Genomic DNA, 24,107 nt, shown 5'->3' with positions numbered 1-24,107 from the left:
AATTTTTTAAAAATTATAGCTTAATCTGGCGAAATAACTTCTTCCATAAAAAAGATTAGAATTAGGATCTGCAGTTTCATGTGCATTTCCACTAACGGTAGTATCTCTCACAGAAGACACATCGAAAATGTTTTTCACACCCAGACTTACATCAAAATGATTATTATAGAAAGGTTGGGTAATGATAAAGTTCATCATATGGAAATCTCCTCGTTCTCCCACATCATAATATGAAGTAGCCAAATCTGGCGTTGCCAATACAAACATTTGAGTCTTCCCTGTATATTTATAAAATAATGAAAGAGTCGTATTTATTTTAGGAACTGTATAATTTACAGCTGCATTAGCTTCGAATGTATAAAAGTAATCATCAGGAGAAGTAAGTGCTCCAGCTTTTAGTTCTTTCGAAATCCCATAATACGTAGCATTTGCTGCTAAACTAAATTGGTTTTTCTGTGCTCTAAAATTTGCCTCAAAGATGTAAGAACTATAATTATTAATATTGATATACTTATATTTCAGGGGTTGCTGACTAATTGTTGCCAACTCAATCCTATCTTTAACTTTAAGATAAGTTGCACTTGTTCCTAAATTTAAGTTCCAACCAGAAACTGTATATATCTTTTTTTCACCATTTAAAGACACTGTCATTCCTTGTTCAGGCTTCAGATCTACATTTCCTCGAATATCATGATTACTATCCACCTGATAAGTATACAATTCATCAAAATTTGGAAATCTGTTTGCACTACCAACAACTAATCTTAAATTATCATTTTCAGTAACTTTTGCTCTCGCTGTTAATGAATAATTATGTTGAGCATCAAATTTATCACTTAAAGCCAAGCGATATCCGGGACGGATGGATAACCAATCTGTTGTATTCCATTCAACAGACATAAAATTCGCATAATTGAATATTTTTCTTTTAACATTATCAGTACCTTCAAAATTTCCGGCAATATTTCCGGCAAAACCAGAGGTATGATCTAATTCATATCCAATTTGAAAATCAATCTTTTTACTATCTAAGAAATTACTGAACACGCCTCTTGAATAAAATACATCTGCTTTATTGTAAGACTGATATTCAGATTTATCTCCTATTACTTTTCTGTTAGGAATATCATATTTGAAATCTCTATACTTTCTATCTTGTGTTTGATAAGAAAAATCGCCCGTATAGTTTACAGCTCCAAGTTTTGTTTGTACATTAAGCTGATTCAAATATCTTGTTGTAAGATAATCTCTATCTACACTTGATAAAGTAATATCTTTAACACTATAGAAATAATCTTCAACTCCAGGATTATAATAATTAAGTTTTTCATTTAAAAACCCGAACTTATAAAAAATTGAAGTTTGATTTTTATTATAACGTAAGACTGCATCAACATTTGTTACGTCTTTAGGCTGCCATAAATAACCTCTTTTCTTATCTTTTTCAAAATATTTATAACCTTCCTGGGTACCTTGAAAGCCTTGAAAATCATTATGGTTAATATTAGCTCCAACATACCAATTTTCATTAATATTATATCCTATATTCAAATTTTGAACGTGTCTTCCCTGGCCTTTTTTATACCAATTATATTCTTTTCCTACCGTTTCTTCTTGTAATGAAGCATTGAGTGTTAGTTTTTTCTGACTATTCTTTTTTGTAATAATATTAATTACCCCTGCAACTGCATTACTTCCATAATCTACCCCCATTGAACCTCTTACAATCTCAATACGTTCTACATTATTAATATTAAGTTTTGTAAGGTCAATATTATTTCCAAGCCCAATATCTCCTACTACAGGAATATTATCTATTAGAATTTTTGTGTATTCACCACCAAGTCCCATAAGATTTGCTGTAGAGTTTCCTGAATTACGATCCGGTACGATTAAAACATTCAAACTCTGGTTAAGAACATCTGCTACATTTGTAGCTGCCATATTCTTAATCTGTTCTGCATTAATAACTTCGACTTTATAAATAGATTTATTGATAGATTGTTGAGTATATTGTCCCGTAACGACAACTTCTTCTATTTTTTTCTGCTTAAGAGAATCTCTTTCCTGTGCATTCATCCAAAGAACAGTGGACAGCGATAGTATAGAAAGTGCTTTCTTCTTCATAGTCTCAAAATTTTCGACAAATATAATGCTTTATTTAGAACAGTTAAAAATAATTTACTACTTTTGTGGAATAATTCTAAATAAAAATAATATTATGAAATTAAGACTACTTTTTGGAACTTTAATGCTTACGGCTATGACTGCTAATGCACAAGTAGCTACGATTAATGAAAACTTTGATGGATTTGTATCGGGAAGCGTAACTTTCCCTCAAAATGGATGGTCAATAAAATTAGCAACTAATCCACTACCTTTCCCTCCTGCTCCATTAATGATTGTTACTACTGATGCTAATAAGGCTGTTCAAGCATATTCAGGAAATAATACTAATCAACCATCGTATTTAATTACACCTCAGATTGTAACTCCAGCTGGTGATAAAGCTTTGTCATTTACAGCTACAGCAGCAGAACCTTACACAAGTTCAGGAACAATTCAGATTGGAGTAGCATCAAACCCAACAGATATGTCAACATTCGTTGCAGTAGGCAGCCCAGTTACAATAGTGGGACCTGGAACAATTCAGAATATCAATGTTCCTATTCCTGCATCTACCGGAACAACATACTTAGTTTTTAAATTTACTCCAACTGTAGCTCACACAGCATTACAAATTGATAATGTAGTATACAATACATCTTCAACTTTAGCTGTTTCTGATGCTGCAAAATCTAAAGAAGAAATAAAATTTGCTGTAAATGCTGAGAATACAGAATTACAGTTTGTTGCTAAGAAAGATCCTAAAAACATTCAAGTTTACGCTACAGGAGGACAAAAAGTAGCTGAAGGTAAATTAAAAGGACAAATATTCGACATCAGCGCTCTTCAAACAGGCGTTTACTATATCATTATTGAAACTGCTGAAGAGTCGGTAGTGAAATCAAAATTCATTAAAAAGTAAGATTTATTAGACGAGCTTACATTTTAGAAAAGGCTGACTTATGAAATTCATAGGTCAGCTTTTTTTATGAACAAAAATTAAAATTGCTTTAAAAGCCCATTAACTATGAATTTTATAAGTTTAATAAATAATAAACAAGATAAATATCATGTTTTTATTTAGAATAGTTAAAAATAAATATATACTTTTGTGGAATCATTCTAAATAAGGAAACAACATGAAAACAAAATTACTTTTAGCTTCAATACTTGCTTTTTCAGTTCAACAGACTGTGTTGGCCCAAACAGATGCTAACGGATATACAACGGTGAATATGTCTATGGGAAGTGGATATCAAAATCGTGTATTTTTTGACCTTAGTGCTAATAATATGGTGTCTCAGCCTGCCAATACTTGGGATATCGGGTTTTACAGAAATTCAAGTATGAATTTTGGGACAAGAATCAATGATGCTCAGAATGTAGAGGTATATCAAGCTTCTGCGAATCCTACAGATTGGAATACAATTACAACAAATAATGTATCAACATACGGAGCTCCTTTATATAACCATGATAACACAGCAAATATTCAGGAAGGAGCATTTGAGCAAGGAACTGCAATGTATGGTTGGGGAGATTATAATGGAGCTAATCACCACGTAGAAGGTAAAGTAATTTTTATTTTGAAATATGCATCAGGTGTTTACTATAAATTTATGATTGATGATTATTTCGGAGGATACACCTTCAAATATGCTAAATGGAATGCAGGAACATCTTCTTGGGATGCTACCCTTACAAAAACAATAGCTAACGGTACAGATGATTCTTTTTTCAACTACTTCTCTTTCACTACAGGAGATAAAGTTCCTAACTTAGAGCCATCAAAAACCAATTGGGACTTTATGTTCACAAGATACTGGGCAGATTATCCATACGTAGACCAACAGGGGAACCCACAAACAATGAAGTACAGAATGTCTGGGGTCATCCAAAACACAAACATTACCGTAGCCAAAGTACAGCCGGAAACTCAGTCAACAACTTCATCTACAATTCCTGCAGCCAATACTTTTTCAAATAATATCACTAAAATCGGGCATTCTTGGAAGCCTACTTCAGGAGTTTATGCAGATGTAGTATATTACATAAAACAAGGATCTGATTATTACAGATTGTATTTTACATCTAATGATGGTACTTCTACAGGTAATATGTATTTTAAATATAAAAACATTAGCGCAACTTTAGGCGTTACGGATTTGGCGAATAAAAAAGCTTCATTCGGTATTTATCCGAACCCAACAACGGCTGATAAAAATGTCACTGTTTTATTTGATGTTAAAGAAAAAGCAAACAATAAAGGGAATGTAGAAGTATACGACCTTACCGGTAAAAAAGTGTACTCGGCAGAACTTGCAAATCAGACAGGTTTTTACAAACAAGATCTGAATCTTTCTCACCTTACTTCAGGAAATTATCTTGTGAAGATAACGTTTGGAGGAAGTTCTGAAACTAAAAAATTAATTATAAAATAATTGACACGCGAATTGTAATTTGAAAACAAGCTTACAATTCCTTATCAAGATCTAAATTTTAATACTTTCTATTTTTTCTAATAAAAGGTTGCCTACAATTTGTAAGCAGCCTTTTATAATTATTTTGAGGAATCAGAAAACGTTTAATATATCTTAAATCCTTTATAAACCTGAGTAGAGCTTTCAATCATTTTTGAAGCATCCTGCCTGAAATTTAAAAGATGATCCTGGCCGTTATGAAGGTTATGATGTTCTTCACTTTCCCATAATTCAATCATTAGAAAAGTTCCTTTATTATCTTTGTCTTCAATAAGGTCATACTGCAGACAGCCTTCTTCTTTTCTTGTTTCTTTTACCAGGTTTTGAAACAATTCAACCGCATCCATCAAGTAATTTTCATTAAACTTAAAAAGAGCAACAACGTGTAAATTCATGTTCTATTTTTTATCGTATAAATGTAAAGTTTTTTCAAAACCAAAATACATTTTCACCTATTTTATTTTTCCACAATAAGCAGATTTTTTTTAACTGAAAACAGATTTATAAATCGTAATAGAACTCATCACAATTACCAACGTTCCTATTACTACAAACATTTTCTTTACAGGTAATTTTGCAGTAAGCATTGCTGAAAATGGGGCAGTGATAATTCCGCCAATTAAAAGGCCGAGAATAATATTCCAGTGTTGTATTCCTAATGTAAAAAAGAATGTGACTGCAGCGGTTATGGTTAAAATAAATTTAGCCACCGTTGAACTTCCTACTGCAAATCTTGGTGTAAAAGCATTTTTAATTAAAGTTCCGGTAACCAGAGGTCCCCATCCTCCACCGGCAAATGAATCTATAAAACCTCCTATTAATCCTAATCTTGTTAAGTTCGTTTTTCTTTTTAATGCTTTATTCTGTTTAGGTTTAAAAGCATTCGATAAAATCTGAATTCCAAGATATAAGGTATAGAAAGCGATAATGGTTTTGGTAATTTTTGAATAATATTCACCAACATACGTAAGACTTAAAGCTCCGATAACAGCTCCAATGATAGCTGGGATGGCTAACTTTTTAACCAAGCTTACACTTATATTCTTCAATTTAAAATGACTTACACTTCCCGCAGCCGTTGTAAAACTTTCTGCCGAATGAATACTTGCACTCACAATATGTGGTGGAATATTCAGGAATAAAAGTGTTGTTGTACAAATCACGCCATACCCCATTCCCATTGATCCTGCGACAATTTCTGCCAGAACACCCACCAAAAGCATCCAGTAAAAAATATGATTATCTTTTTCTAAAATGGTTAAAAGCTCATCAAGGTATCCGATTTCATACATCGAGAATACGGCAATAGCTACTATTACAGCAGTCACCAATAATACATTTAATCGTATTTGAATTTTCCTTGAGATTACCATATTATAAAATCATTACTGCTCCAACGGTTGAATTACTTGTTTCGTCGATCAAAACAGCATTTCCGGTATTACGACTTTCTTCAAAACTATCAAAAACTAAAGGGGAAGCTGTTTTCAAACGAACTTTTACCACTTCATTAAGTTTAATACTTTCATGAACGGGTATTTTTTCAAGCGTATTAACATCAATTTTATATTCAATTTCTTTGATGATTGCTTTTAAAACTTTGCTTTTATGTTGAATGAAATACTTATTTCCTTCGTTCAGCTCTTTTTTATCCAGCCAGCAGACAACGGCTTCAATTTCATTTTCAACTTTCGGAAGATCGTCAGTTTTCACTAAAAAATCTCCTCGGCTGATGTCGATATGATCTTCAACATGCAAAACAGCAGGCTGATTGGTGAAAACAGATTCCACTTCTTTTCCGCCTGTTTCAATTTTTGAAATTTTAGTCTGAATATTTTGAGGAAGAACAGTAATTGAATCTCCTTTTTTATACACTCCTGAAATCACTTCACCTGCATACCCTCTGTAATCATGCAACTCTTCAGTCTGTGGACGAATCACATATTGTACCTGAAATCTCGGTTTTTGAACTTCATTGTCTTGGTTGATTTCAACATTTTCAAGGAAATCAAGAAGGGTTGGTCCGCTATACCAACTTGTCCTATCCGATTTTTCAACAATATTGTCTCCGTTAAAAGCTGAGATCGGGAAATAATTTACATTAGGTAATCCTAATTTTTGAGCAACCAGCTGATATTGTGCTTTGATATCATTATAAACCTCTTCAGAATACTCCACCAAATCCATTTTATTGATGGCAACCACCACATTTTTCATCTTTAATAATGAAGCAATGATTGAGTGTCTTCTGGTTTGTTCAATCACACCTTGTCTTGCATCAATCAAAATCACGATCAATTGTGAGTTTGAGGCTCCCGTAATCATATTTCTGGTATACTGAATATGTCCCGGAGCATCTGCAATAATGAATTTCCTTTTCGGAGTCGAAAAATATCGGTAAGCAATATCAATCGTAATTCCCTGCTCTCTTTCCGCTCTTAAACCGTCTGTAAGAATTGCAAGATCAATTCCGTCTTCGTTTTTATTCTTTGATTGTTTTTCCAACGCTTCCAGTTGGTCGATCAATATATTTTTACTGTCGTACAAAAGTCTTCCGATCAACGTACTTTTTCCGTCGTCTACACTTCCCGCAGTGATGAATCTTAATATGTCCACATTTGTTATATTAGTAATGAGTAATTGGTAATGAGTAATTTTTTTAAATCGCTCATTCCTTTTATATTTATAATCATTATTGTAAGCTTTGAGTAAAATTATACCGACTTGTTTGGCATTACTTATTACTCATTGCCCATTACTTATTAAAAGTATCCTCCTTTCTTACGGTCTTCCATTGCAGCTTCCGTCACTTTATCATCAATTCTGGTTTCGCCACGTTCGGAAATTCGGGAAGCGGTAATTTCTTTAACCACTTCATCCAACGTTTCGGCAGAACTTTCAACTGCTGCGGTACATGTCATATCACCAACGGTTCTGTAACGGATTCTTTTATTAATGATGGTATCATTTTCATCAATTTGAATGAAATCAGAAACAGCAATTAACTGTCCGTCAAATTCAATAACATCTCTATTATGAGCAAAATAAATCGATGGCAACTGAATATTTTCTTTTTTAATGTAATTCCAAACATCTAGTTCCGTCCAATTGGAAATCGGGAAAACTCTTACATTTTCGCCTTTGTTGATTCTTCCGTTATAGATATTCCATAATTCGGGACGCTGTAATTTTGGATCCCATTGTCCAAACTCATCACGAACAGAGAAGAAACGTTCTTTTGCTCTGGCTTTTTCTTCGTCTCTTCTTGCTCCGCCAATGCAGGCATCAAACTGAAATTCTTCAATCGTCTCTAACAAAGTATGGGTTTGCAACCAATTTCTGGAAGCAAATTTTCCTTTAGGCTCGGTTAAATTCTTTGCTTTAATGGTATCTTCAACCTTTCTTACAATTAATTCTGCCCCAATATTTTCTGCTAAATAATCTCTGAATTGTAATGCCTCAGAAAAATTATGTCCCGTATCAATATGAACCAACGGAAACGGAATCTTCATTGGAGCAAAAGCTTTTTTAGCCAAATGAACCAATGTAATAGAATCTTTTCCACCACTGAAAAGTAAAGCCGGTTTCTCAAACTGCGCCGCAATCTCCCGCATAATATAAATACTTTCGGCTTCCAGCTGTTCCAGATAATCTAATGTATGTTTACTCATTTTTACTACTTAAAATTTGAATTAATGCGTATGCAAACCGCATTCTTTATGTGAACTTTCCCACCACCATCGTCCGGCACGCGGATTTTCTCCTTCTTCGATTGCTCTTGTGCAAGGCAGACATCCAACACTGATGAACCCTTTTTTATGTAAAGACAATTCCTGAACTTTATGTTGATCTAAATAATCTAAAACATCCTGATACGACCAGTGAATCAACGGATTGTATTTGTATAATTTTCGGTCTTCATCCCACTCGATGATTGGCATGTTTTCACGATTTTCAGATTGTTCTGAACGAAGACCTGTAATCCAGACTTTCGCACCTTCTAATGCTCGATTCAAAGGTTTTACTTTTCTAATAAAACAACATTCTTTTCTGTTTTCAACGGAATGATAAAAAGCGTTGATTCCTTTTTCATTCACATATTTCTCCACATCAGAAGATTCAGGAAAGTAAACTTCCGTTTTGATGTTATATCTTGAATTATTTTTTGAAAGCAAATCGTAATGCTCGTAGAAAAGTCTTCCGGTATCTAGTGTAAAAACTTTAATGGGTAATTTTTGGGTAAAAATTATATTTGTGATGACCTGATCTTCCTGACCAAGCGATGTTGAGAAAACAACTCCATCTGAGAATTTTTCTGAAATAAATTTCAATCCATCCTCTACTGAAAGCTGTTTTAGTGTATCTGCATCTTCTGTTGAAATCATATTTATTCATTTGAAGTCATGCAAATATCTAATAAAATAATTATCCTACCAAATAAGTAGACTAATTATTCAAAAAAAATGGATTCGATCAATCGATCAAATCCAGTAGAGTTTTTTCTTCTAAAATTTTAAGTGATGCATCTCGAACTTCAATCAAAACATCATGTAAACTGCAGTGATCTTCGTTGCAATCTTCACATTTTTCGTAAAAATTTAAACTTACACAGGGCAGCAATGCAATTGGACCATTTACTAAACGAATAATCTTCGCAAGCTTTACATTTTCAGGATGTTCTCTTAAAAAATAACCTCCTCCTTTTCCTTTTTTACTATCAAGGACATCGGCTTTTTTTAATTCAAGCAAGATATTTTCCAGAAATTTTAATGGAATTTTTTTTCGTTCCGCAATTTCGGAAATAAGAACAGGCCCATCATTTCTTTTTTCTACAAGATATGATAGTGCCTTAAAAGCATATTGAGATTTTTTTGATAGCATTACAGCAAAAATAAGAAAATAGTTTGAGATGTGTAATAGTAAGTCCCGAAGTTGGAAGATGGCTACTGGAAGGCACTAAAGTGCATTATTTACTTCCATCATCAGACTTCCAACTTCCATCCAAAATCCCTATTTTTGCTCCATGTTCAGTAAACAAGAGGCACAGCAAATAAAAAAAGACTTTTGGACCGCTTTTGGGAAATCATTTCCCAGAAAATGGCTGTTGTATAATACAAAGGTTAAGGATTTTTCATTCAAATTTAATGCAGAAACCAGAAAAGCAGAAGTTTCTTTAGATATAGAAATGAAAGATGAAGATTTCCGAAATGCCTATTATAACAAAATTTGGTCGTTGGAGGATATTCTGAAAGATTTTATTGGAGATTTCCAAAAGGAAGAATATTTTACATTAGACAACGGAAAAGTAATTGCTAGAATCTGGGTTGAAAAACATAACGTTTCAGTTTTCAATAAAAACACCTGGCAGGAAATTTTCGAATTTTTTGTGGAGAAAATGGATGGTTTTGAAAGGTTCTATTATGAATATGAGGATTTTATAAAGGATGTTTAAATTTAACTAAATGAGAATTTCATTAACCTTAATTTGCTTCTGCTTATATCAATTTTTATTTTCTCAAGCCGACTGTATAAAGCCGTTGGTGTATTCGGGGGAAGTAAATATTAAAAATTTTGAAATTGACAAAATCTATGTTCCTTCCACTCTATTCCTAAGTGGAACTTTAAAATTTAATGAACTTGGAGGGTTCAAAACTATCTCATTTGATTCAACATCAAATATTTTCATTAAAAAATCAGGTACAAATCTAAGTTCACATTTCTGTAAAGATCCAAATTTGATTATAGAAGAATTATTTAAGCAAGTAAAAAGTTATCCCATTCGAATATTCGAGAAAAAGAAAGGTCATATCACTGAATATAGAATTTTAAATTTTGAAATCCCAACAGACGAAATTACCTTTTCAGTAAATGATGAAAATGCAATAGTTATAACTTTTCCTGAAATTAATAATTCCAATCTTAAACCTCAATAATGAGTTTAATTAAAATTTAACTATAAAACCAAACCATCATTTAAAATTTTTCGTATTTTAGTTGAACAGTAAAAATATCAGTTTTGTGAATATCCATAATGCTTTCAAGCTTAATTCATAATTCTTTTTCACTGCTTTTTTCAAATTCAAATCACAAAAATTTTAAATATAATGGAAAATAATTCGTTTATTTTTACAGACGGAACCGACCCCAAAATGATCGAAGCTTATAAAAAAGCGCGGGAAACTTTTAAATATTTCTGGAGAGAGCAATCTTGGGAATACAGAAGAATTGTTCCGGGGCTTAATTTGGCTTGTGTAAAAGCTACTTTCTCACAGGAAGATCCGGAAACAGGGAAAGATATTGTAGAACATATGTGGATCAACGATATTGACTTTGATGGAGATCATGTAAAAGGGTATTTGATGAATGAGCCTAATGATATCACCAACATACAACCCGGAGATTATTTTGAGATCCCTGTAAATGAGATCAGCGACTGGCTTTTTGCCATTACTCCAGCAGTGAAAAAACCTAAAGGACTTTCTAAACTTTTCTTCTCTACTGAGGAACCTATACCTAAAGCTTACGGTGGCTTTACCATACAGAAAATGCGTGCTGATATGGAAGAAGCAGAAAGACAGGAGCATGATGATGCATGGCAACTTGATTTCGGAGATTTTAATGATGTTGAGGTGGTTCATGAACAAAAAGAAAAACCCGAAAATCTTGTGGAACATCCCATGAGCAGGAATATGAAGGAAGATTTCGTGAAATTTTTACAAGAATATCCTAATGAATTAACGAATGTTGATGATAATGGATTGACACTTCTTCATAAAGAAACCATTGCCGGAAATTTAAGCTCTGTAGAAGTTATGCTCGAAGCCGGAGCTGATAGAAACCAACAATCCAACAACGGAAAAACAGCGCTAGATTTTGCCAAACAACTAAAATGGGAACATTTGATTCCTGCTTTAGAAAACTAAATAGATGAAGAGAGACTTTCGGGTTTCTCTTTATTATTTTAATTGAAAAGAAAAATAACTTAAATTTGTAACGATGGAAGAAAAAAATCTTTACATAATTTCTGGTTGCAATGGAGCTGGTAAAACTACAGCCTCTTTTACGATCTTACCTGAAATATTAAATTGTAAAGAATTTGTAAATGCTGATGAAATTGCAAAGGGTTTATCTCCTTTTCAGCCTGAAAAGGTTTCTTTTGAAGCAGGAAGAATCATGCTAGCAAGAATTGATGAGTTGTTTAAGAGCAATGAAAATTTTGCTTTTGAAACCACTTTAGCTACAAAATCTTATAAGCACAAAATTTTAAAGGCTAAAGAAAAAGGATATAACACTACTCTCTTGTTTTTCTGGTTAAAAAATCCGGAATTGGCAAAAGAACGTGTAAGAACTATAGTTCAGGAAGGAGGTCATAATATTCCTACAGATGTAATAGAAAGAAGATACCATAATGGAATTATAAATCTTTTTAATATTTATCTTTCAATTGTGGATCAGATTTTGATTTTTGATAATTCAGAAGGAAATCATATTCTGATCGCAGAAAAAAATATCAACGAAGAGATTATTATTTATCACGATGAAAAATTTAATGAACTAAAAAATTATGATGACAAAAGAAGCTAAGGACGAGAGAAGAAATAAAATTTTAAAAGGTCTTGAACAAGCCTATGAAAAAATGCTCGACTTTAAAAGAAAAAGCAACAGTGAGATTGTGATTATACGAGAGAATAAAATTGTGAAAATAAAGCCCTAATACTTAAGGGTTATTATAATTAAAGAGAGGCTTTCGGGTTTCTCTTTTTTGTTTTTGTTAAATTTAAAAATTATTTTATGTATGCAAAATTTAATTAAATATTTTAACTCAATCTCCGCAGAATTTAAAAAATCACACTATTCAGAAGAAAGTATTGAAAAGCTCTTTGATGTTATTTATGAATTAGAAGAAAAAGAAAAAAATTTGGAAGAAATTTATATTCTATCAAAAACTTATCAACTCCTTCGTTTCAATAGAAAAGCTCTAGAAATATTGGAACCCGCTATAAAGTTTGCAGAAAAAAAAGAGAAAGAAAAACTAGAAAAACTTCTTATCAATCTAAAGAAAGAATCTAGATCTTTCTACAATAAAGAACCATATCGAGATTTACGTGAATCCAAAATGAAAAAGAATTTTTCATTAATTCTCTCTCCTCAAGATTTCAATATTGTAAAAGGTAAAGATATCTATAGAACGGAAATTCCTGAGCATGTAGAGAATATCGTAGTCCTCAATAAATATGTTGAAAGAAGATTTATTGAAATTTATTCTGAAAACAGTTTTGGAGAATTAGAAATCAAAAAAATCATAAGCCATATTGAATGGATTGCTAATGTAAAAAAAGATCTAATGGTTTTTTATATGGATGCAAAAACAGATTATAAATTAAGCCATATAAATGAAGAATGGTTTCATAATCTAGAAGTGATTGATCTATTAATTGAAATAAAAGATGGTATTATTTACAACCAAATAGCCATTTCAGATCATATCCGCCAAGTTGGTTTTTATCTTGAGACTAAAGATAATACAATAGTTTCATTAGAGTACGACCCGATACTTTAACCATTTTTATATAGATATTCCCTATTCACGATTCGGTTACATCATTCATTGATTGAGCTACTTTTTCCACTGCCCATATTTCCACCTTTGTACCATCATTTAAACAAATAAAAAAATGGAAACAAAAAAAGTATGGTTCGTTACAGGAGCCTCAAAAGGTTTGGGATTAGCCTTAATTAAAAAATTATTAGAAAAGAATTATCGTGTTGTTGCTACGACAAGAAATGCTCAGTCATTAATTTCAGAAATTGGAGACATATCAGAACAGTTCTTACCATTAGAAGTTAATTTAGCCAACAATGAAGATGTGCAATCTGCCATCGCAAAAAGTATTGATCATTTTGGGCAACTTGATGTAATCGTCAACAATGCTGGCTACGGATTAATTGGTACTTTGGAAGAGCTTTCCGACAAAGAAGCAAGAGGTAATTTCGACATTAATGTATTCGGAACGCTGAATATAATCAGAAATGCAATGCCTTATCTTCGTCAACAAAAATCAGGACACATTTTTAATATTTCTTCCATTGGAGGATATTCCGGAAACTTTCCGGGTTGGGGAATTTATTGTGCTACAAAATTTGCAGTGGCCGGACTTACAGAATCATTAGCAGAGGAAATTAAAGATTTTGGAGTGAAAGCAACCGTTGTTTATCCTGGATATTTCAGAACAGATTTCTTAGACAAAAATTCTATAAAAACACCTGAAAATGCTATTCCAGAATATGAAGCAGCAAGAAATTCTCAACACGCTCATCTTGATGAAATAAACGGTAATCAGCCTAACGATCCTGAAAAAGGAGCAGAAGCCTTGATCGCAATGAGTGAAGAACAAAATCCGCCTGTACATTTCTTATTGGGAAGTGGAACGCATGAGTTTTTGGATAATAAAATTGCAACAATCAAAGGTGATGCTGAGAAGTGGGAAAGTTTGACTTTGTCGACTGTAATTTAATTTGCTAAAAAGTTTTTTATAGATCCTTCGGCTCCGCTCAGGATGACACCGTGAAAACTTTACGTATTAATTATAACGGTTAGTATTAGCGCTGTCATCCTGAGCGGAGCCGAAGGATCTCCATAGTAAATTCATAAACCATTAAGATTTCATTTAAGAAGTTTATAATATTTAGATTAACCTAGCTTTAAGTATTCGAATTTAAAAATCTATTTGATTTTTCTTAATTAAACTTAGCACCTTAATAAAATCTTAATGGTTAAAAACAAGCAAAATCAATTTCAAAATAATTAAATACCTTAGCATTATGAAACAGACATTTCGTTTTAATTCAATCTCGGAATTTCATGCTTTCTGTAATCTTCCAAATCCTGAACATCCGCTGGTCAGCCTGATAGATTACAGTAAGGTCAATTATCCTATGGATGATAACGAACTGAAATGGATCCAGAATTTTTATTCAATCGGCTTGAAACGGAATGTCAATGCTAAGTTCAATTACGGTCAGCAGAAATATGATTTCGATTCCGGAGTGTTGTGTTTTATTTCTCCGCTTCAGTTTTTAAGCTTGGAAATGAAATCGGATATTGAAGTAGAACCTACCGGATATTTATTGTTGATTCATCCCGATTTTCTTTGGGGAACCTCTGTGATCAAGAAAATAAAATCGTACGAATTTTTCAGTTATCAAATTAATGAAGCCCTTTTTCTTTCAGATAAAGAAGAAAAAATTATTGTTGATTTATTTAAAAACATTGAAAAAGAATATCAAACCAATATTGATAAATTCACCCAAGAACTCATTGTTGCTCAATTAGAACTATTTCTGATTTATGCCGAACGCTTTTATGAGCGTCAGTTCTTTACCCGAAAAAAATCAAGTCATGAATTGCTGGAAAGATTTGAGCAGGTTCTTGCGCAATATTTTGAGAATGGAAATCTTATTGAAAACGGAATTCCGTCTGTAAAAACCATTGCCGAACAGATGAATATTTCTCCCAATTATCTGGGAACGTTATTGCGTATTCATACCCAACAAAATACGCAGCAGCATATTCAAAACAAGTTAATTAATACCGCAAAAGAACGCTTAAGTACAACGAATTTATCTGTGGGTGAAATTGCGTATGAATTAGGATTTGAGCATCCACAGTCTTTCAGTAAACTATTTAAACAAAAGACGAATCAGTCACCGTTGGAGTTTCGTAAATCGTTTAATTAAAAAACACAAATTATTCTTTCTCATCACTTTTTGCCAAATGACAAATGCCGGAAAACGAAGTTTAACTAACTTGCATTCATGAAACAATTATTTGATTTTATTTTAAGGTTTGGAAATCTTAATCAACAACAGATCGATTTTATTTCAAGCAAAGCCACCGAGATCAATCTTTCAAAAGATGAGTATTTTTCGGAAGCAGGAAAAGTGGCAAAGCAAGTCGGATTTATTATCGATGGTATTTTGCGCGTTTGCTATTACAACAATAAAGGCGAAGAAATTACCAAATACTTTATTGATGAAAATAATATGGTCGTAGATCTGGAAAGCTTCGATAATGAAATCTGTTCAAGCGCTTATGTTCAGGCCGTAACCGATTGCAAAATGATTGTTTTTTCAAGAAAAGACTGGCTGGAATTATTACAAACCATTGTCGGTTGGGAGGTGATTGTTCATAAAATTATTTCAAGAGCCTTGATACAAAAAGTAGAACGAAGAAGTCCGCTTGTTTCGGAAGATGCAACCACTCGCTATCTTAAATTTTTGGAGATCTATCCTACTGTTGTCAACCGTATTCCACTTTCTTATATTGCTTCTTATTTGGGGATGACGCAGTCTTCTTTGAGTAGGATTAGGAAGAATATTGGTCATAAAGACCGTACTTAGAATGCTTTTTTTAACGCAAAGATTGATTTTTGATTCTGCATATTTTAGGAAGCAAAGAATTGAATCAATATAATTGATTCTTAAGAAGCTGCCTTCATCAGCGACTTTGTCGCCTCCTCTTTGCTCTCTAAACGTAATCTATATTTATAGTAAAACTTTGCGTTTAAAAATTAATTTTACTGTTCACAATAATCACTTAAATTCCATAAATCTTTTGTGACTTTTGTGATTTAATTTTTATTGAATTAATCACTTCTAAACTCATCAACGCTTTTTGTCATTTGGCAAATGTTATCTTATTTAATTGGCCGACTTTTACATCACCAATTAAAAACAAAAAAAATGAATTCAGCACTAATTACAGGAGCCAACAGAAGCATTGGCCTTGAAACCGCAAAACAACTTTCAGAAAAAGGATTATTCGTTTATTTAGGAAGTCGTGATCTTGAAAAAGGAGAAGCCATCGTAAAAGAATTAACCGAAAAAGGATTTCAAAATATCAAAGCCATCGAAATAGATGTTACCAATCCTGATTCTATTTTAGTTGCTAAAAATTTGATAGAAAAAGAACAGGATAAACTGGATATTCTCATCAACAACGCAGGAATTCTAGGGGTAAATCCTCAAACGGCAGCAGACACTTCAATCAAAGATATTCAAACCGTGTTTGATACCAACTTCTTTGGGGTGATCAGCGTGACGCAGGCCTTTTTAGAACTGCTTAAAAAATCGGAAAGTCCGAGAATCAGTAATATCACTTCTGGATTGGGTTCACTAACGCTACACAGCGATCCGACTTGGAAATATTATTCTGTAAAAGCTGCCGCTTATGGACCTTCAAAGTCTGCTTTGAATGCTTATACCATTGTTCTGGCGTATGAATTAAAGGATCTTCCTTTTAAAGTAAATGTTATCGATCCTGGTTATACCGCAACAGATTTCAATCATCACAATGGTCCGGGTTCTGTTGAAAGCGCCGCCTCTTTTATCGTTAAACATACATTGACTGATGAAAATGCACCAACAGGACAGTTTTACAGTAATGATATTGAAGACGAAATTGGGATAAGCCCGTGGTAGACCATGTTTTATAACTAATGAGTAAAGAGAGACTTTTGGGTTTCTCTTTTTTTATTAAAATCATTCTAATGTATTTTCTCTAGTATGATATTATGTGTATTTTTTATATATTTGGAAAAAGCATATAGCAAAAATATACGCTACCATAAATACGATTCATTATTGAATCCAAATATTATTTACAACTGAAAAGATTATATCAATGAAAATATTTATTTCGCACTCATCAAAGAATAAAGATTTTGGCAATTTATTAGTTGATTTATTAAGGAGTTTAGGAATAAAAGAAAATGAAATAATTTTTACAAGTAACACAGGTTATGGTATTCCAATTAGCCAAAATATCTTCCATTGGCTAAAAGCTCAAATAACAGATAGCCCATTTGTAATATATCTACTTTCTGAAGAATATTATAAAAGTGTTGCTTGCCTAAACGAAATGGGAGCTGCATGGATTATTGAAAATGAACACGCCGCAATTTTTACACCTAACTTTAATTTGTCAAGTAAAGAATTTCAAGGTGGGGCACTTGATCCAAGAGAAATTGGATTTTATATAAATGATGAGGAAAGAATTCTATCATTTATTCAGTTAATTTCAAAAAAGTTTGAAATTTCTACAAATGCAGTTTTAATTAATCAACATATCAGACGATTTTTAGAACAAATTAAAAATATTGACACTAGTAAGATTACTTCTTCGAATGTTCAAGTTTACGATTCTAAGACTAAAAACAGAGAAATTGAAACGCAAAAAAATAAAGTTTCTAATTCAGAGTCAAATAATTTATTAATAGTTAATCCAAAAATCACTAACGAAAGTTTATATTCAAAATTCATTGAGCTAATATTAAATAAAAAAATGAAAGATGATGAAATTCTATTATTATATTATGTGATTGAAACTGGGCGCTCTAAACTAATGACAGGCTGGCAAGAAGACAATGAAATCAAAAATATTGTAGAATGGGAAAAAATTAATGATATAAAAGATTTACTTTCTAAAAACTATTCTAGTGTTATAAAAAGATTTGAGTTGCGAGGTTTTACAGAAGTTTCAGCAATAACAAGTTCGAATAATCCAAAAGAGTTAAAATTAAAAGATGAAATATTTTCTCAAATTTTAGACTTATCTCCAGAAATTAATAATATAATAAGTGAAGTTGTTAAAAATAATTTCTATGAACATGTTGAAGAAGATAAAAGTAATGTTTTTTGGGATTTATAAATATATTAAAATAAAAAAAGAGAAGCTAACCACTTCTCTTTTTCATTTATATTCTATCCAAACTTCTTCTTTCTCAACCAGAAGAACAATCCTCCCAGCAATCCTATAATTGCTAAAGGAAGTAGTAAATTCAGCCACTGCCAATTGGCTTTTTCTTCGGTAATTCTTTGTCGATCCAGAAGTCTTTCTTCGATGTTTCTGTTTCTTAAATCCATTAGATTACTGTCGTCCAAAAGATAGTCTAAAGCATTTCTTAAAAACTGTTCGTTTCCAAATTGCTCATTTGTCATCAGGTCTACGCCTAAAGGTAAAGGCTCACCTTTTATCACTTTATTTCTTCCGATATCACCGTCTGCAATAACGATCATTTTGTTTTCAGGACTCTGCGCTTTAAAACCAGGATATGATTTTCTTTCAATTCTAGATCCATAAGCGGAAGTGAATTTTCCTTCTAAAGCAACAGCATAGATCTTCGGAGTACTTGGTTTTTCTCTTTGTCCGAGACTGTCTACACTTGCAATTTCTTTCAGATCAACATAGTTGGGAACCTGCTTTAAAAGCGTTCTTTCACTTGATTCAAAAAGAATATTGGTCTTAATATTTTTTCTTCCTAACGTATCAATTGAGGTTGGGAATTCAAATTTTACAGGATTGATATTTTTAGTGATCGGATTATTGTGTTCCGCAATTCCAAGAGGATAATATGGCCACGGAAGGCTTGTGTATTGCGGGTTTCCGCTTACTTCTCCTGTTACCAATTTCAGCAAAGCAAACTTCTTCAAATCTTTTACCAACGAAGGATTGATTCTCAGTCCATAATTGAAAAAGAAATCTGTCATATTGATATCTACAGGGAAAGGCATTACTTTTTGAGATCTCATTAACGTATCCATTTCAGCGTTTACGGCATCGATCATCCACAATGTTTTTCCGCCATTCATGATGTATTGGTCAAGAATTACTTTTTCGCCATCCGTGAATGCTTTTCTAGGTTTTGCAATTACCAAAGCGCTCATTTGTTTCAACAAAGGAACATCAGCAACAGTCAGTTCCACCTGATTTTTAGGAATCACAGGTCCTGCATCATAGCTTTCAGAAGCTAATTCCATAAAACCATGAAATTCACGCGGATTTAATTCGTCATGATTTACTAAAATTCCAATCTTTTTTCTTTTATTGGCTGAAACATTTTTAATGTTTGAAACCAAATTATATTCAAGATTTTCAATAGATTTTGTCAGTTGCTCATCTGCATTGATATTCGCCTGCTGCACCACCAACGGAATAGAAACTCCCTTTTTATCATACTTAATCACCGCATACGGGAAAAGCATGATCTGAGAAACCTTTCCGTCTTTGATGTCCGGAAGTACAGAAGGCTGCATTCCCATTGCCATCAACGTATCCTGAGACATTTTGGTTTTAATAGGATCAATGAATTTAAAATCTATGTTTGAGTTGATTTTTCTAAACTCTTCCAACATAAATTTTGTTTCGCTCTGAATCTGTTTGAAACTTGCAGGAAAATCACCTTCCAAGTATACATCAACAATCAATGGTTTCTTTACTGATTTCAATACCTTGATGGTATTGTCAGAAAGCGTATATCTTTTTTCTTTTGTTAAATCTAATCTAACCCCTGAAACAGCAAGGATAATGACCAATGGTAAAATAACAAAAAGTAAAATTCCTAATGGAGATTTAAACTGTATCTTCTTCATAATTCTACTTCTTTTTATTGATAAAATGATTAGACAAAACAAGCGTAACACCAATGATAAAAACAAAATAAGCGACATCCTTGAAATCGATAAGACCTCTTGTGAAACCTAAGAAGTGCTGATAAAAACCAACATTCTGTAAGATAAAATCTGCTCCGCCCAATAATTTATAACTTGCCAATTGCTCGATCCCAAAATACATGATGAAACACATGAAAACGCCCAACAAATAAGCCATGATTTGATTTTGAGAAAGTGAAGAAGCTAAAATTCCAACTCCTGAAAATGCAGCGATCAAAATAATTAAACCAATATAACTTCCGAACGTCATTCCTAAATCTATATTTCCTGCAGGAACACCTAAAACATAGACTGTATAAAGATAGATCAATGAAGGAATCAAACATAAGATACCAACAACCCAAACGGAAAGAAATTTTCCAAGAACTAAATCTGAAACTTTCAAAGGCTGAGAAAACAACCAGTTTAATGTTCCCGTCTGTTGCTCTTCCGCAAAAGTTTTCATAGACAATGCCGGAATGATAAACATCAACAGCCACGGCACCAATACAAAATAACTTTGTAGGGAAGCCATTCCGATCTCGAAAATATTAGAATCGTTATCGAAAAAAAACAAAAAAAGAGTCACTATCAAACTGAAAGCCGCAATGATGATCCACGCGCTCCAATTCCCGAAGTAACTCCAAAGTTCTTTCTTAAAAATTGCAATCATAGTTTTATTTAGGGTTTAGATAATAGAGTTTAGGAATCAGGTATTGGAAAAATTCACAATTCACAATTGACCATTCACCATTATCTATTATTTCTTTCTTTTGCTCTTATTTACCAATTTAACGGTCATCATGATTAAAAATACCAGAACGAAAAATCCGGCAATTAATTGCCACCAATATTCAATCGCCATTGATTTTAATATGACTGTGAATACCACCAGGAATAAAATAAAGGTCGCAATTTCGTTTGCTTGCCTCAGTTTAATATTGGCTGTTTCCAGTGTATTTCCGTTTAATTCTTTTAGTTGAAGTACTTTTTTCCAGCACCAGTAATGGTAGATTGCCAAACCGATCAGAAAGGTTAGTTTTAAATGAAACCAAGACATTTTCATCAATCCCGGATTTAAAAAGATCATCACCAATCCGCATACCGTCATGATAACGCCTGCAGGAACGGCAATAATATTCCATAATCTTCGAGCCATAAAAGTGTACTGCTCTCTTAGGATCTTCTTCTTTTCTTCGGCAAATTCATCGGTATCTTTATAGTAAACAAAAATTCTTACGAGATAAAAAATTCCCGCAAAATAACTTACCATGAAGATAATATGTAAAGCTTTTATTATTGTGTAAAGCATTCTAAACGTTCTATTTTATATAGGAAATACTATCCGCTTTTTTGCCCTGTTCATATATTTTCATATACAATGGCTTACCTTGATTGTCGTAATATTTCCATTCTCCAAAGTAATACCAGTGGCGTTCAGTTTTAGAAATATCTAATTTTGACTGTCCTCTTTCCATGATATTTCCATTGGAATAATATTTTTTGGTCTTTGTGATATCTTTTCTAACTTTATCTTTCTGATACATCTTTTGATTAAGAAACGTTTTCCAAGTTCCAACCTTCTCTCCTAGTTTATATTTTCCTATAGCAACAAGAGTTCCTTCATCTGCAGAATATTCTTCTCTCCATTTTCCGTGTCTCTTATTTACCTTATTCTGATCTTTTATGTATTGATTCATTTTAGTTGTACATGAAACTAAAACGAGAAATCCTAAAAAGAACAAAAACCGTATTTTCATCTCTAATTATTTAGTGAAGAAACTTCACATAACTTATCTAAATTTCTTAAATATTCCAAAACCTCATCTTTTGAGCTTATCCAATATATTCGAATTGATTGGATATAAATAGCATAAAAGATTAAAATAAAAATCCATGCATACTTCTCAACAAATAATGTAAATAGGAAGGCTATAAAAAATGTAAAAAGTGTGGCAAATAAAACTGCTAATAGATTCAGAAACCCAAAACTTATTGTAAGCAATAGCTTTTCTTTACCTTGTTCATCTTTTCTAAAATCCCCCGAAATCTTTGGCGATAAATTCAAACTGACATATTTCAAATTGAATCCTTCCGATGTAACTCTTCCTTTAAAAGATTTATCCCAATCAAAAAACTTTTTATATAAATTATTCTCTATTTTATTTAAAATTTCTTCTTTTGGTTTCGAAAATTCTATTCTATATCTTGATTGAAAAATCATCCTAAAATATTATTTAGCTACAGAATCGGTAACCTCTGTAACAATGGCATCATTAGGCTTTAACTGTATTTTCTTTGCACCTAACTTGGTATAATATTTTTCTAATTTATTTAAATGATCTTCGCTTGTTTCTTTTCCTTCTACATGCAAACTGTAATCACTCCAAACACGGATAAAAAATAAATCTTTTACTAAAACTCTGTAATTCGGTTGTTCAAAAATTTTGGACAAATAAGCATCGAGATCGTCTTTTGTTTTAAATTCAATGATGATAACTCCGCCATCCCCTCTTTCTCCATTATTATAAATGTAGGCGTATAGTTTTTTGACAGAAGAACCAACTTCCTTCTCCTCGATTCTAGAAATAACATCGGGATTATCCGTCACAAAAGGGATCTGAGTAATCCCGATGTCTTTCATTTCTTTATTTATTTTAGCAGGTCTCATGCCTTGCAGTTCAACATTTTTAAGATCGAGATCCATAATGTTTTGTGCAAAGAAGTTTTGAAAACAAACAAAACCAATAATCAGCATTATTTTTTTCATAACCTGCTTTTGTATTTTAATCATTAAGAAATTACTCCAAGCTCCTTACCTACTTTTTCAAAAGCAACAATTGCTTTATCCAAGTGCGCTCTTGTATGCGCTGCAGAAAGCTGAACTCTGATTCTTGCTTTTCCTTTTGGTACAACCGGATAGAAGAAACCAATAACATAAATTCCTTCATCCATTAACTTTTCGGCCATTTTCTGAGCCAATGGAGCGTCGTATAACATTACAGGAACAATCGCAGCATCACCATCAGGAATATCAAAACCTTTAGCTTTCATTTCCGCTCTGAAATATTCTGCATTTTCCATTACCTGATCACGAAGAGAAGTGTCGTCTGAGATCATTTCCAATACCTTCAAAGCTGCACCCACGATTCCCGGAGCCAATGAATTGGAGAATAAATACGGACGAGAACGCTGTCTCAACATATCAATAATCTCTTTTTTACCGGAAGTAAATCCACCTAAAGCACCACCCAAAGCTTTTCCTAGTGTAGAAGTGATAATATCTACTCTACCCATTACTTCGTTGGCTTCGTGCGTTCCACGACCAGTTTTCCCGATGAAACCTGTTGCGTGAGAATCATCAACCATTACCAACGCATCATATTTATCTGCCAGGTCACAAACTCCTTTTAGGTCTGCAACAATTCCGTCCATTGAGAAAACTCCGTCTGTTACAATAATTTTGAAACGGTGATTTTTTTCAGAAGCTGCAATTAACTGAGCTTCCAAATCTGCCATATTATTGTTTTTGTAACGGTATCTTGCCGCTTTACAAAGACGAACTCCGTCAATGATCGAAGCGTGGTTTAATTCATCTGAAATAATAGCATCTTCTTCTGTAAATAAAGGTTCAAAAACACCTCCATTCGCATCGAAACAAGCAGCATATAAAATAGTATCTTCAAGACCTAAGAATTCAGCAATTTTTTCTTCCAACTGCTTGTGAATATCCTGAGTTCCACAAATGAAACGTACAGAAGACATTCCGTAACCATGAGACCCAATCATATCCTGAGAAGCTTTCATAACCTCAGCATTGTTTGATAATCCCAAATAGTTGTTGGCACAGAAGTTCAACAGTTTTTTACCGTTGGCTTCAATTTCTGCACTTTGCTGAGAAGTGATGATTCTTTCTTTTTTGAAAAGCCCGTCGTTCTCAATATTCTTAAGTTCGTTCTGTAAATTTTGAAGATATTTTTCAGAGATCATTTTAGATAATTTTTTGATGCGCTAATTTAGTAAAAAGGCTTT

General features: G+C 32.7%; 27 protein-coding genes. 13 read left to right on the top strand and 14 right to left on the bottom strand.

The features are described from left to right. Positions 1-6: 6 nt before the first annotated feature. On the bottom strand, positions 7-2,127 hold the full coding sequence (locus tag BUB80_RS17780; RefSeq protein WP_073295740.1) for a TonB-dependent receptor plug domain-containing protein: 2,121 nt from the start codon (positions 2,125-2,127) through the stop codon (positions 7-9). Positions 2,128-2,221: 94 nt separating this feature from the next. Here BUB80_RS17780 and BUB80_RS17775 point away from each other — a divergent pair, with 94 nt between their 5' ends. Together BUB80_RS17775 and BUB80_RS17770 are read left to right on the top strand one after the other, a co-directional pair. Further along, positions 2,222-3,028, top strand: a complete 807-nt coding sequence (locus tag BUB80_RS17775; protein WP_073295737.1) for a T9SS-dependent choice-of-anchor J family protein — start codon at positions 2,222-2,224, stop codon at positions 3,026-3,028. Positions 3,029-3,245: 217 nt separating this feature from the next. Beyond that, positions 3,246-4,547, top strand: coding sequence for a T9SS type A sorting domain-containing protein (locus BUB80_RS17770; RefSeq protein WP_073295734.1), 1,302 nt, complete (start codon positions 3,246-3,248; stop codon positions 4,545-4,547). 143 nt (positions 4,548-4,690) lie between these two features. Here BUB80_RS17770 and BUB80_RS17765 read toward each other — a convergent pair whose 3' ends face one another. From BUB80_RS17765 to BUB80_RS17740, 6 genes are all read right to left on the bottom strand, one after another. Then, positions 4,691-4,981: a putative quinol monooxygenase gene (locus BUB80_RS17765; protein ID WP_073295731.1), complete on the bottom strand. Its 291-nt coding sequence runs from the start codon at positions 4,979-4,981 to the stop codon at positions 4,691-4,693. Between the two features lie 90 nt (positions 4,982-5,071). Then, positions 5,072-5,914 (bottom strand): sulfite exporter TauE/SafE family protein, encoded by an 843-nt coding sequence (locus BUB80_RS17760; protein WP_228433881.1) that lies wholly within the window; start codon positions 5,912-5,914, stop codon positions 5,072-5,074. Positions 5,915-5,960: 46 nt separating this feature from the next. Further along, a complete protein-coding gene (locus BUB80_RS17755; RefSeq protein WP_073295725.1) occupies positions 5,961-7,202 on the bottom strand; it encodes a sulfate adenylyltransferase subunit 1 in 1,242 nt (413 codons plus the stop codon). Between the two features lie 146 nt (positions 7,203-7,348). After that, on the bottom strand, positions 7,349-8,257 hold the full coding sequence (gene cysD, locus BUB80_RS17750; RefSeq protein ID WP_073295722.1) for a sulfate adenylyltransferase subunit CysD: 909 nt from the start codon (positions 8,255-8,257) through the stop codon (positions 7,349-7,351). A gap of 21 nt (positions 8,258-8,278) precedes the next feature. After that, the gene (locus BUB80_RS17745) at positions 8,279-8,971 is read right to left on the bottom strand and encodes a phosphoadenylyl-sulfate reductase (protein WP_073295720.1); all 693 of its coding nucleotides are present in this window, start codon (positions 8,969-8,971) and stop codon (positions 8,279-8,281) included. Positions 8,972-9,059: 88 nt separating this feature from the next. Beyond that, the gene (locus BUB80_RS17740; protein WP_054510642.1) at positions 9,060-9,467 is read right to left on the bottom strand and encodes an RrF2 family transcriptional regulator; all 408 of its coding nucleotides are present in this window, start codon (positions 9,465-9,467) and stop codon (positions 9,060-9,062) included. A 142-nt stretch (positions 9,468-9,609) separates the two neighbouring features. On the opposite strand from BUB80_RS17740, the gene BUB80_RS17735 reads away from it, so the two are divergent. From BUB80_RS17735 to BUB80_RS17690, 11 genes are all read left to right on the top strand, one after another. Continuing rightward, positions 9,610-10,038 carry a DUF4268 domain-containing protein gene (locus BUB80_RS17735; RefSeq protein ID WP_073295717.1) on the top strand — a complete coding sequence of 143 codons (429 nt, stop codon included), beginning with the start codon at positions 9,610-9,612 and terminating at the stop codon, positions 10,036-10,038. Positions 10,039-10,048: 10 nt separating this feature from the next. Beyond that, positions 10,049-10,519: a hypothetical protein gene (locus BUB80_RS17730; protein ID WP_073295714.1), complete on the top strand. Its 471-nt coding sequence runs from the start codon at positions 10,049-10,051 to the stop codon at positions 10,517-10,519. Positions 10,520-10,690: 171 nt separating this feature from the next. Further along, positions 10,691-11,509 (top strand): DUF2314 domain-containing protein, encoded by an 819-nt coding sequence (locus BUB80_RS17725; RefSeq protein WP_073295712.1) that lies wholly within the window; start codon positions 10,691-10,693, stop codon positions 11,507-11,509. A 73-nt stretch (positions 11,510-11,582) separates the two neighbouring features. Continuing rightward, complete coding sequence (locus BUB80_RS17720; protein ID WP_073295709.1) at positions 11,583-12,170, top strand: zeta toxin family protein; 588 nt, start codon at positions 11,583-11,585, stop codon at positions 12,168-12,170. Next, the gene (locus BUB80_RS23690) at positions 12,151-12,300 is read left to right on the top strand and encodes a hypothetical protein (RefSeq protein ID WP_175549627.1); all 150 of its coding nucleotides are present in this window, start codon (positions 12,151-12,153) and stop codon (positions 12,298-12,300) included. The genes BUB80_RS17720 and BUB80_RS23690 overlap by 20 nt, the downstream gene beginning before the upstream one ends. An 81-nt stretch (positions 12,301-12,381) precedes the next feature. Beyond that, positions 12,382-13,146 carry a hypothetical protein gene (locus BUB80_RS17715; RefSeq protein ID WP_073295706.1) on the top strand — a complete coding sequence of 255 codons (765 nt, stop codon included), beginning with the start codon at positions 12,382-12,384 and terminating at the stop codon, positions 13,144-13,146. A gap of 115 nt (positions 13,147-13,261) precedes the next feature. After that, positions 13,262-14,101 (top strand): SDR family NAD(P)-dependent oxidoreductase, encoded by an 840-nt coding sequence (locus tag BUB80_RS17710; RefSeq protein ID WP_073295703.1) that lies wholly within the window; start codon positions 13,262-13,264, stop codon positions 14,099-14,101. A 307-nt stretch (positions 14,102-14,408) separates the two neighbouring features. Further along, the gene (locus BUB80_RS17705; protein WP_073295701.1) at positions 14,409-15,323 is read left to right on the top strand and encodes a helix-turn-helix domain-containing protein; all 915 of its coding nucleotides are present in this window, start codon (positions 14,409-14,411) and stop codon (positions 15,321-15,323) included. A 78-nt stretch (positions 15,324-15,401) separates the two neighbouring features. Next, entirely contained in the window at positions 15,402-15,986 is a 585-nt protein-coding gene (locus tag BUB80_RS17700; protein ID WP_073295698.1) for a Crp/Fnr family transcriptional regulator, read from the top strand. A 342-nt stretch (positions 15,987-16,328) separates the two neighbouring features. Next, entirely contained in the window at positions 16,329-17,066 is a 738-nt protein-coding gene (locus BUB80_RS17695; RefSeq protein ID WP_073295761.1) for an SDR family NAD(P)-dependent oxidoreductase, read from the top strand. 202 nt (positions 17,067-17,268) lie between these two features. Beyond that, positions 17,269-18,294 (top strand): toll/interleukin-1 receptor domain-containing protein, encoded by a 1,026-nt coding sequence (locus BUB80_RS17690; RefSeq protein WP_073295695.1) that lies wholly within the window; start codon positions 17,269-17,271, stop codon positions 18,292-18,294. A gap of 53 nt (positions 18,295-18,347) precedes the next feature. Here BUB80_RS17690 and gldG read toward each other — a convergent pair whose 3' ends face one another. The 7 genes from gldG to kbl all read right to left on the bottom strand — a co-directional run bounded on the left by gldG (position 18,348) and on the right by kbl (position 24,065). Then, the gene (gene gldG / locus BUB80_RS17685) at positions 18,348-20,015 is read right to left on the bottom strand and encodes a gliding motility-associated ABC transporter substrate-binding protein GldG (RefSeq protein WP_073295692.1); all 1,668 of its coding nucleotides are present in this window, start codon (positions 20,013-20,015) and stop codon (positions 18,348-18,350) included. 4 nt (positions 20,016-20,019) lie between these two features. Continuing rightward, on the bottom strand, positions 20,020-20,748 hold the full coding sequence (locus BUB80_RS17680) for an ABC transporter permease (RefSeq protein WP_073295689.1): 729 nt from the start codon (positions 20,746-20,748) through the stop codon (positions 20,020-20,022). 87 nt (positions 20,749-20,835) lie between these two features. Beyond that, positions 20,836-21,387, bottom strand: a complete 552-nt coding sequence (locus BUB80_RS17675) for a CopD family protein (RefSeq protein WP_073295686.1) — start codon at positions 21,385-21,387, stop codon at positions 20,836-20,838. Between the two features lie 10 nt (positions 21,388-21,397). Then, a complete protein-coding gene (locus tag BUB80_RS17670; RefSeq protein WP_073295684.1) occupies positions 21,398-21,835 on the bottom strand; it encodes a hypothetical protein in 438 nt (145 codons plus the stop codon). Positions 21,836-21,837: 2 nt separating this feature from the next. Further along, on the bottom strand, positions 21,838-22,299 hold the full coding sequence (locus BUB80_RS17665; protein ID WP_073295681.1) for a hypothetical protein: 462 nt from the start codon (positions 22,297-22,299) through the stop codon (positions 21,838-21,840). A 9-nt stretch (positions 22,300-22,308) separates the two neighbouring features. After that, positions 22,309-22,845, bottom strand: a complete 537-nt coding sequence (locus BUB80_RS17660) for a hypothetical protein (RefSeq protein ID WP_139262761.1) — start codon at positions 22,843-22,845, stop codon at positions 22,309-22,311. 23 nt (positions 22,846-22,868) lie between these two features. Beyond that, complete coding sequence (gene kbl, locus BUB80_RS17655) at positions 22,869-24,065, bottom strand: glycine C-acetyltransferase (protein ID WP_073295675.1); 1,197 nt, start codon at positions 24,063-24,065, stop codon at positions 22,869-22,871. Positions 24,066-24,107 lie beyond the last annotated feature (42 nt).

Source organism: Chryseobacterium polytrichastri (assembly GCF_900142445.1).
Lineage (GTDB): Bacteria > Bacteroidota > Bacteroidia > Flavobacteriales > Weeksellaceae > Chryseobacterium > Chryseobacterium polytrichastri.
Note: the sequence above shows the minus strand (reverse complement) of the source record. Positions and strands in the feature narration are given on the sequence as shown.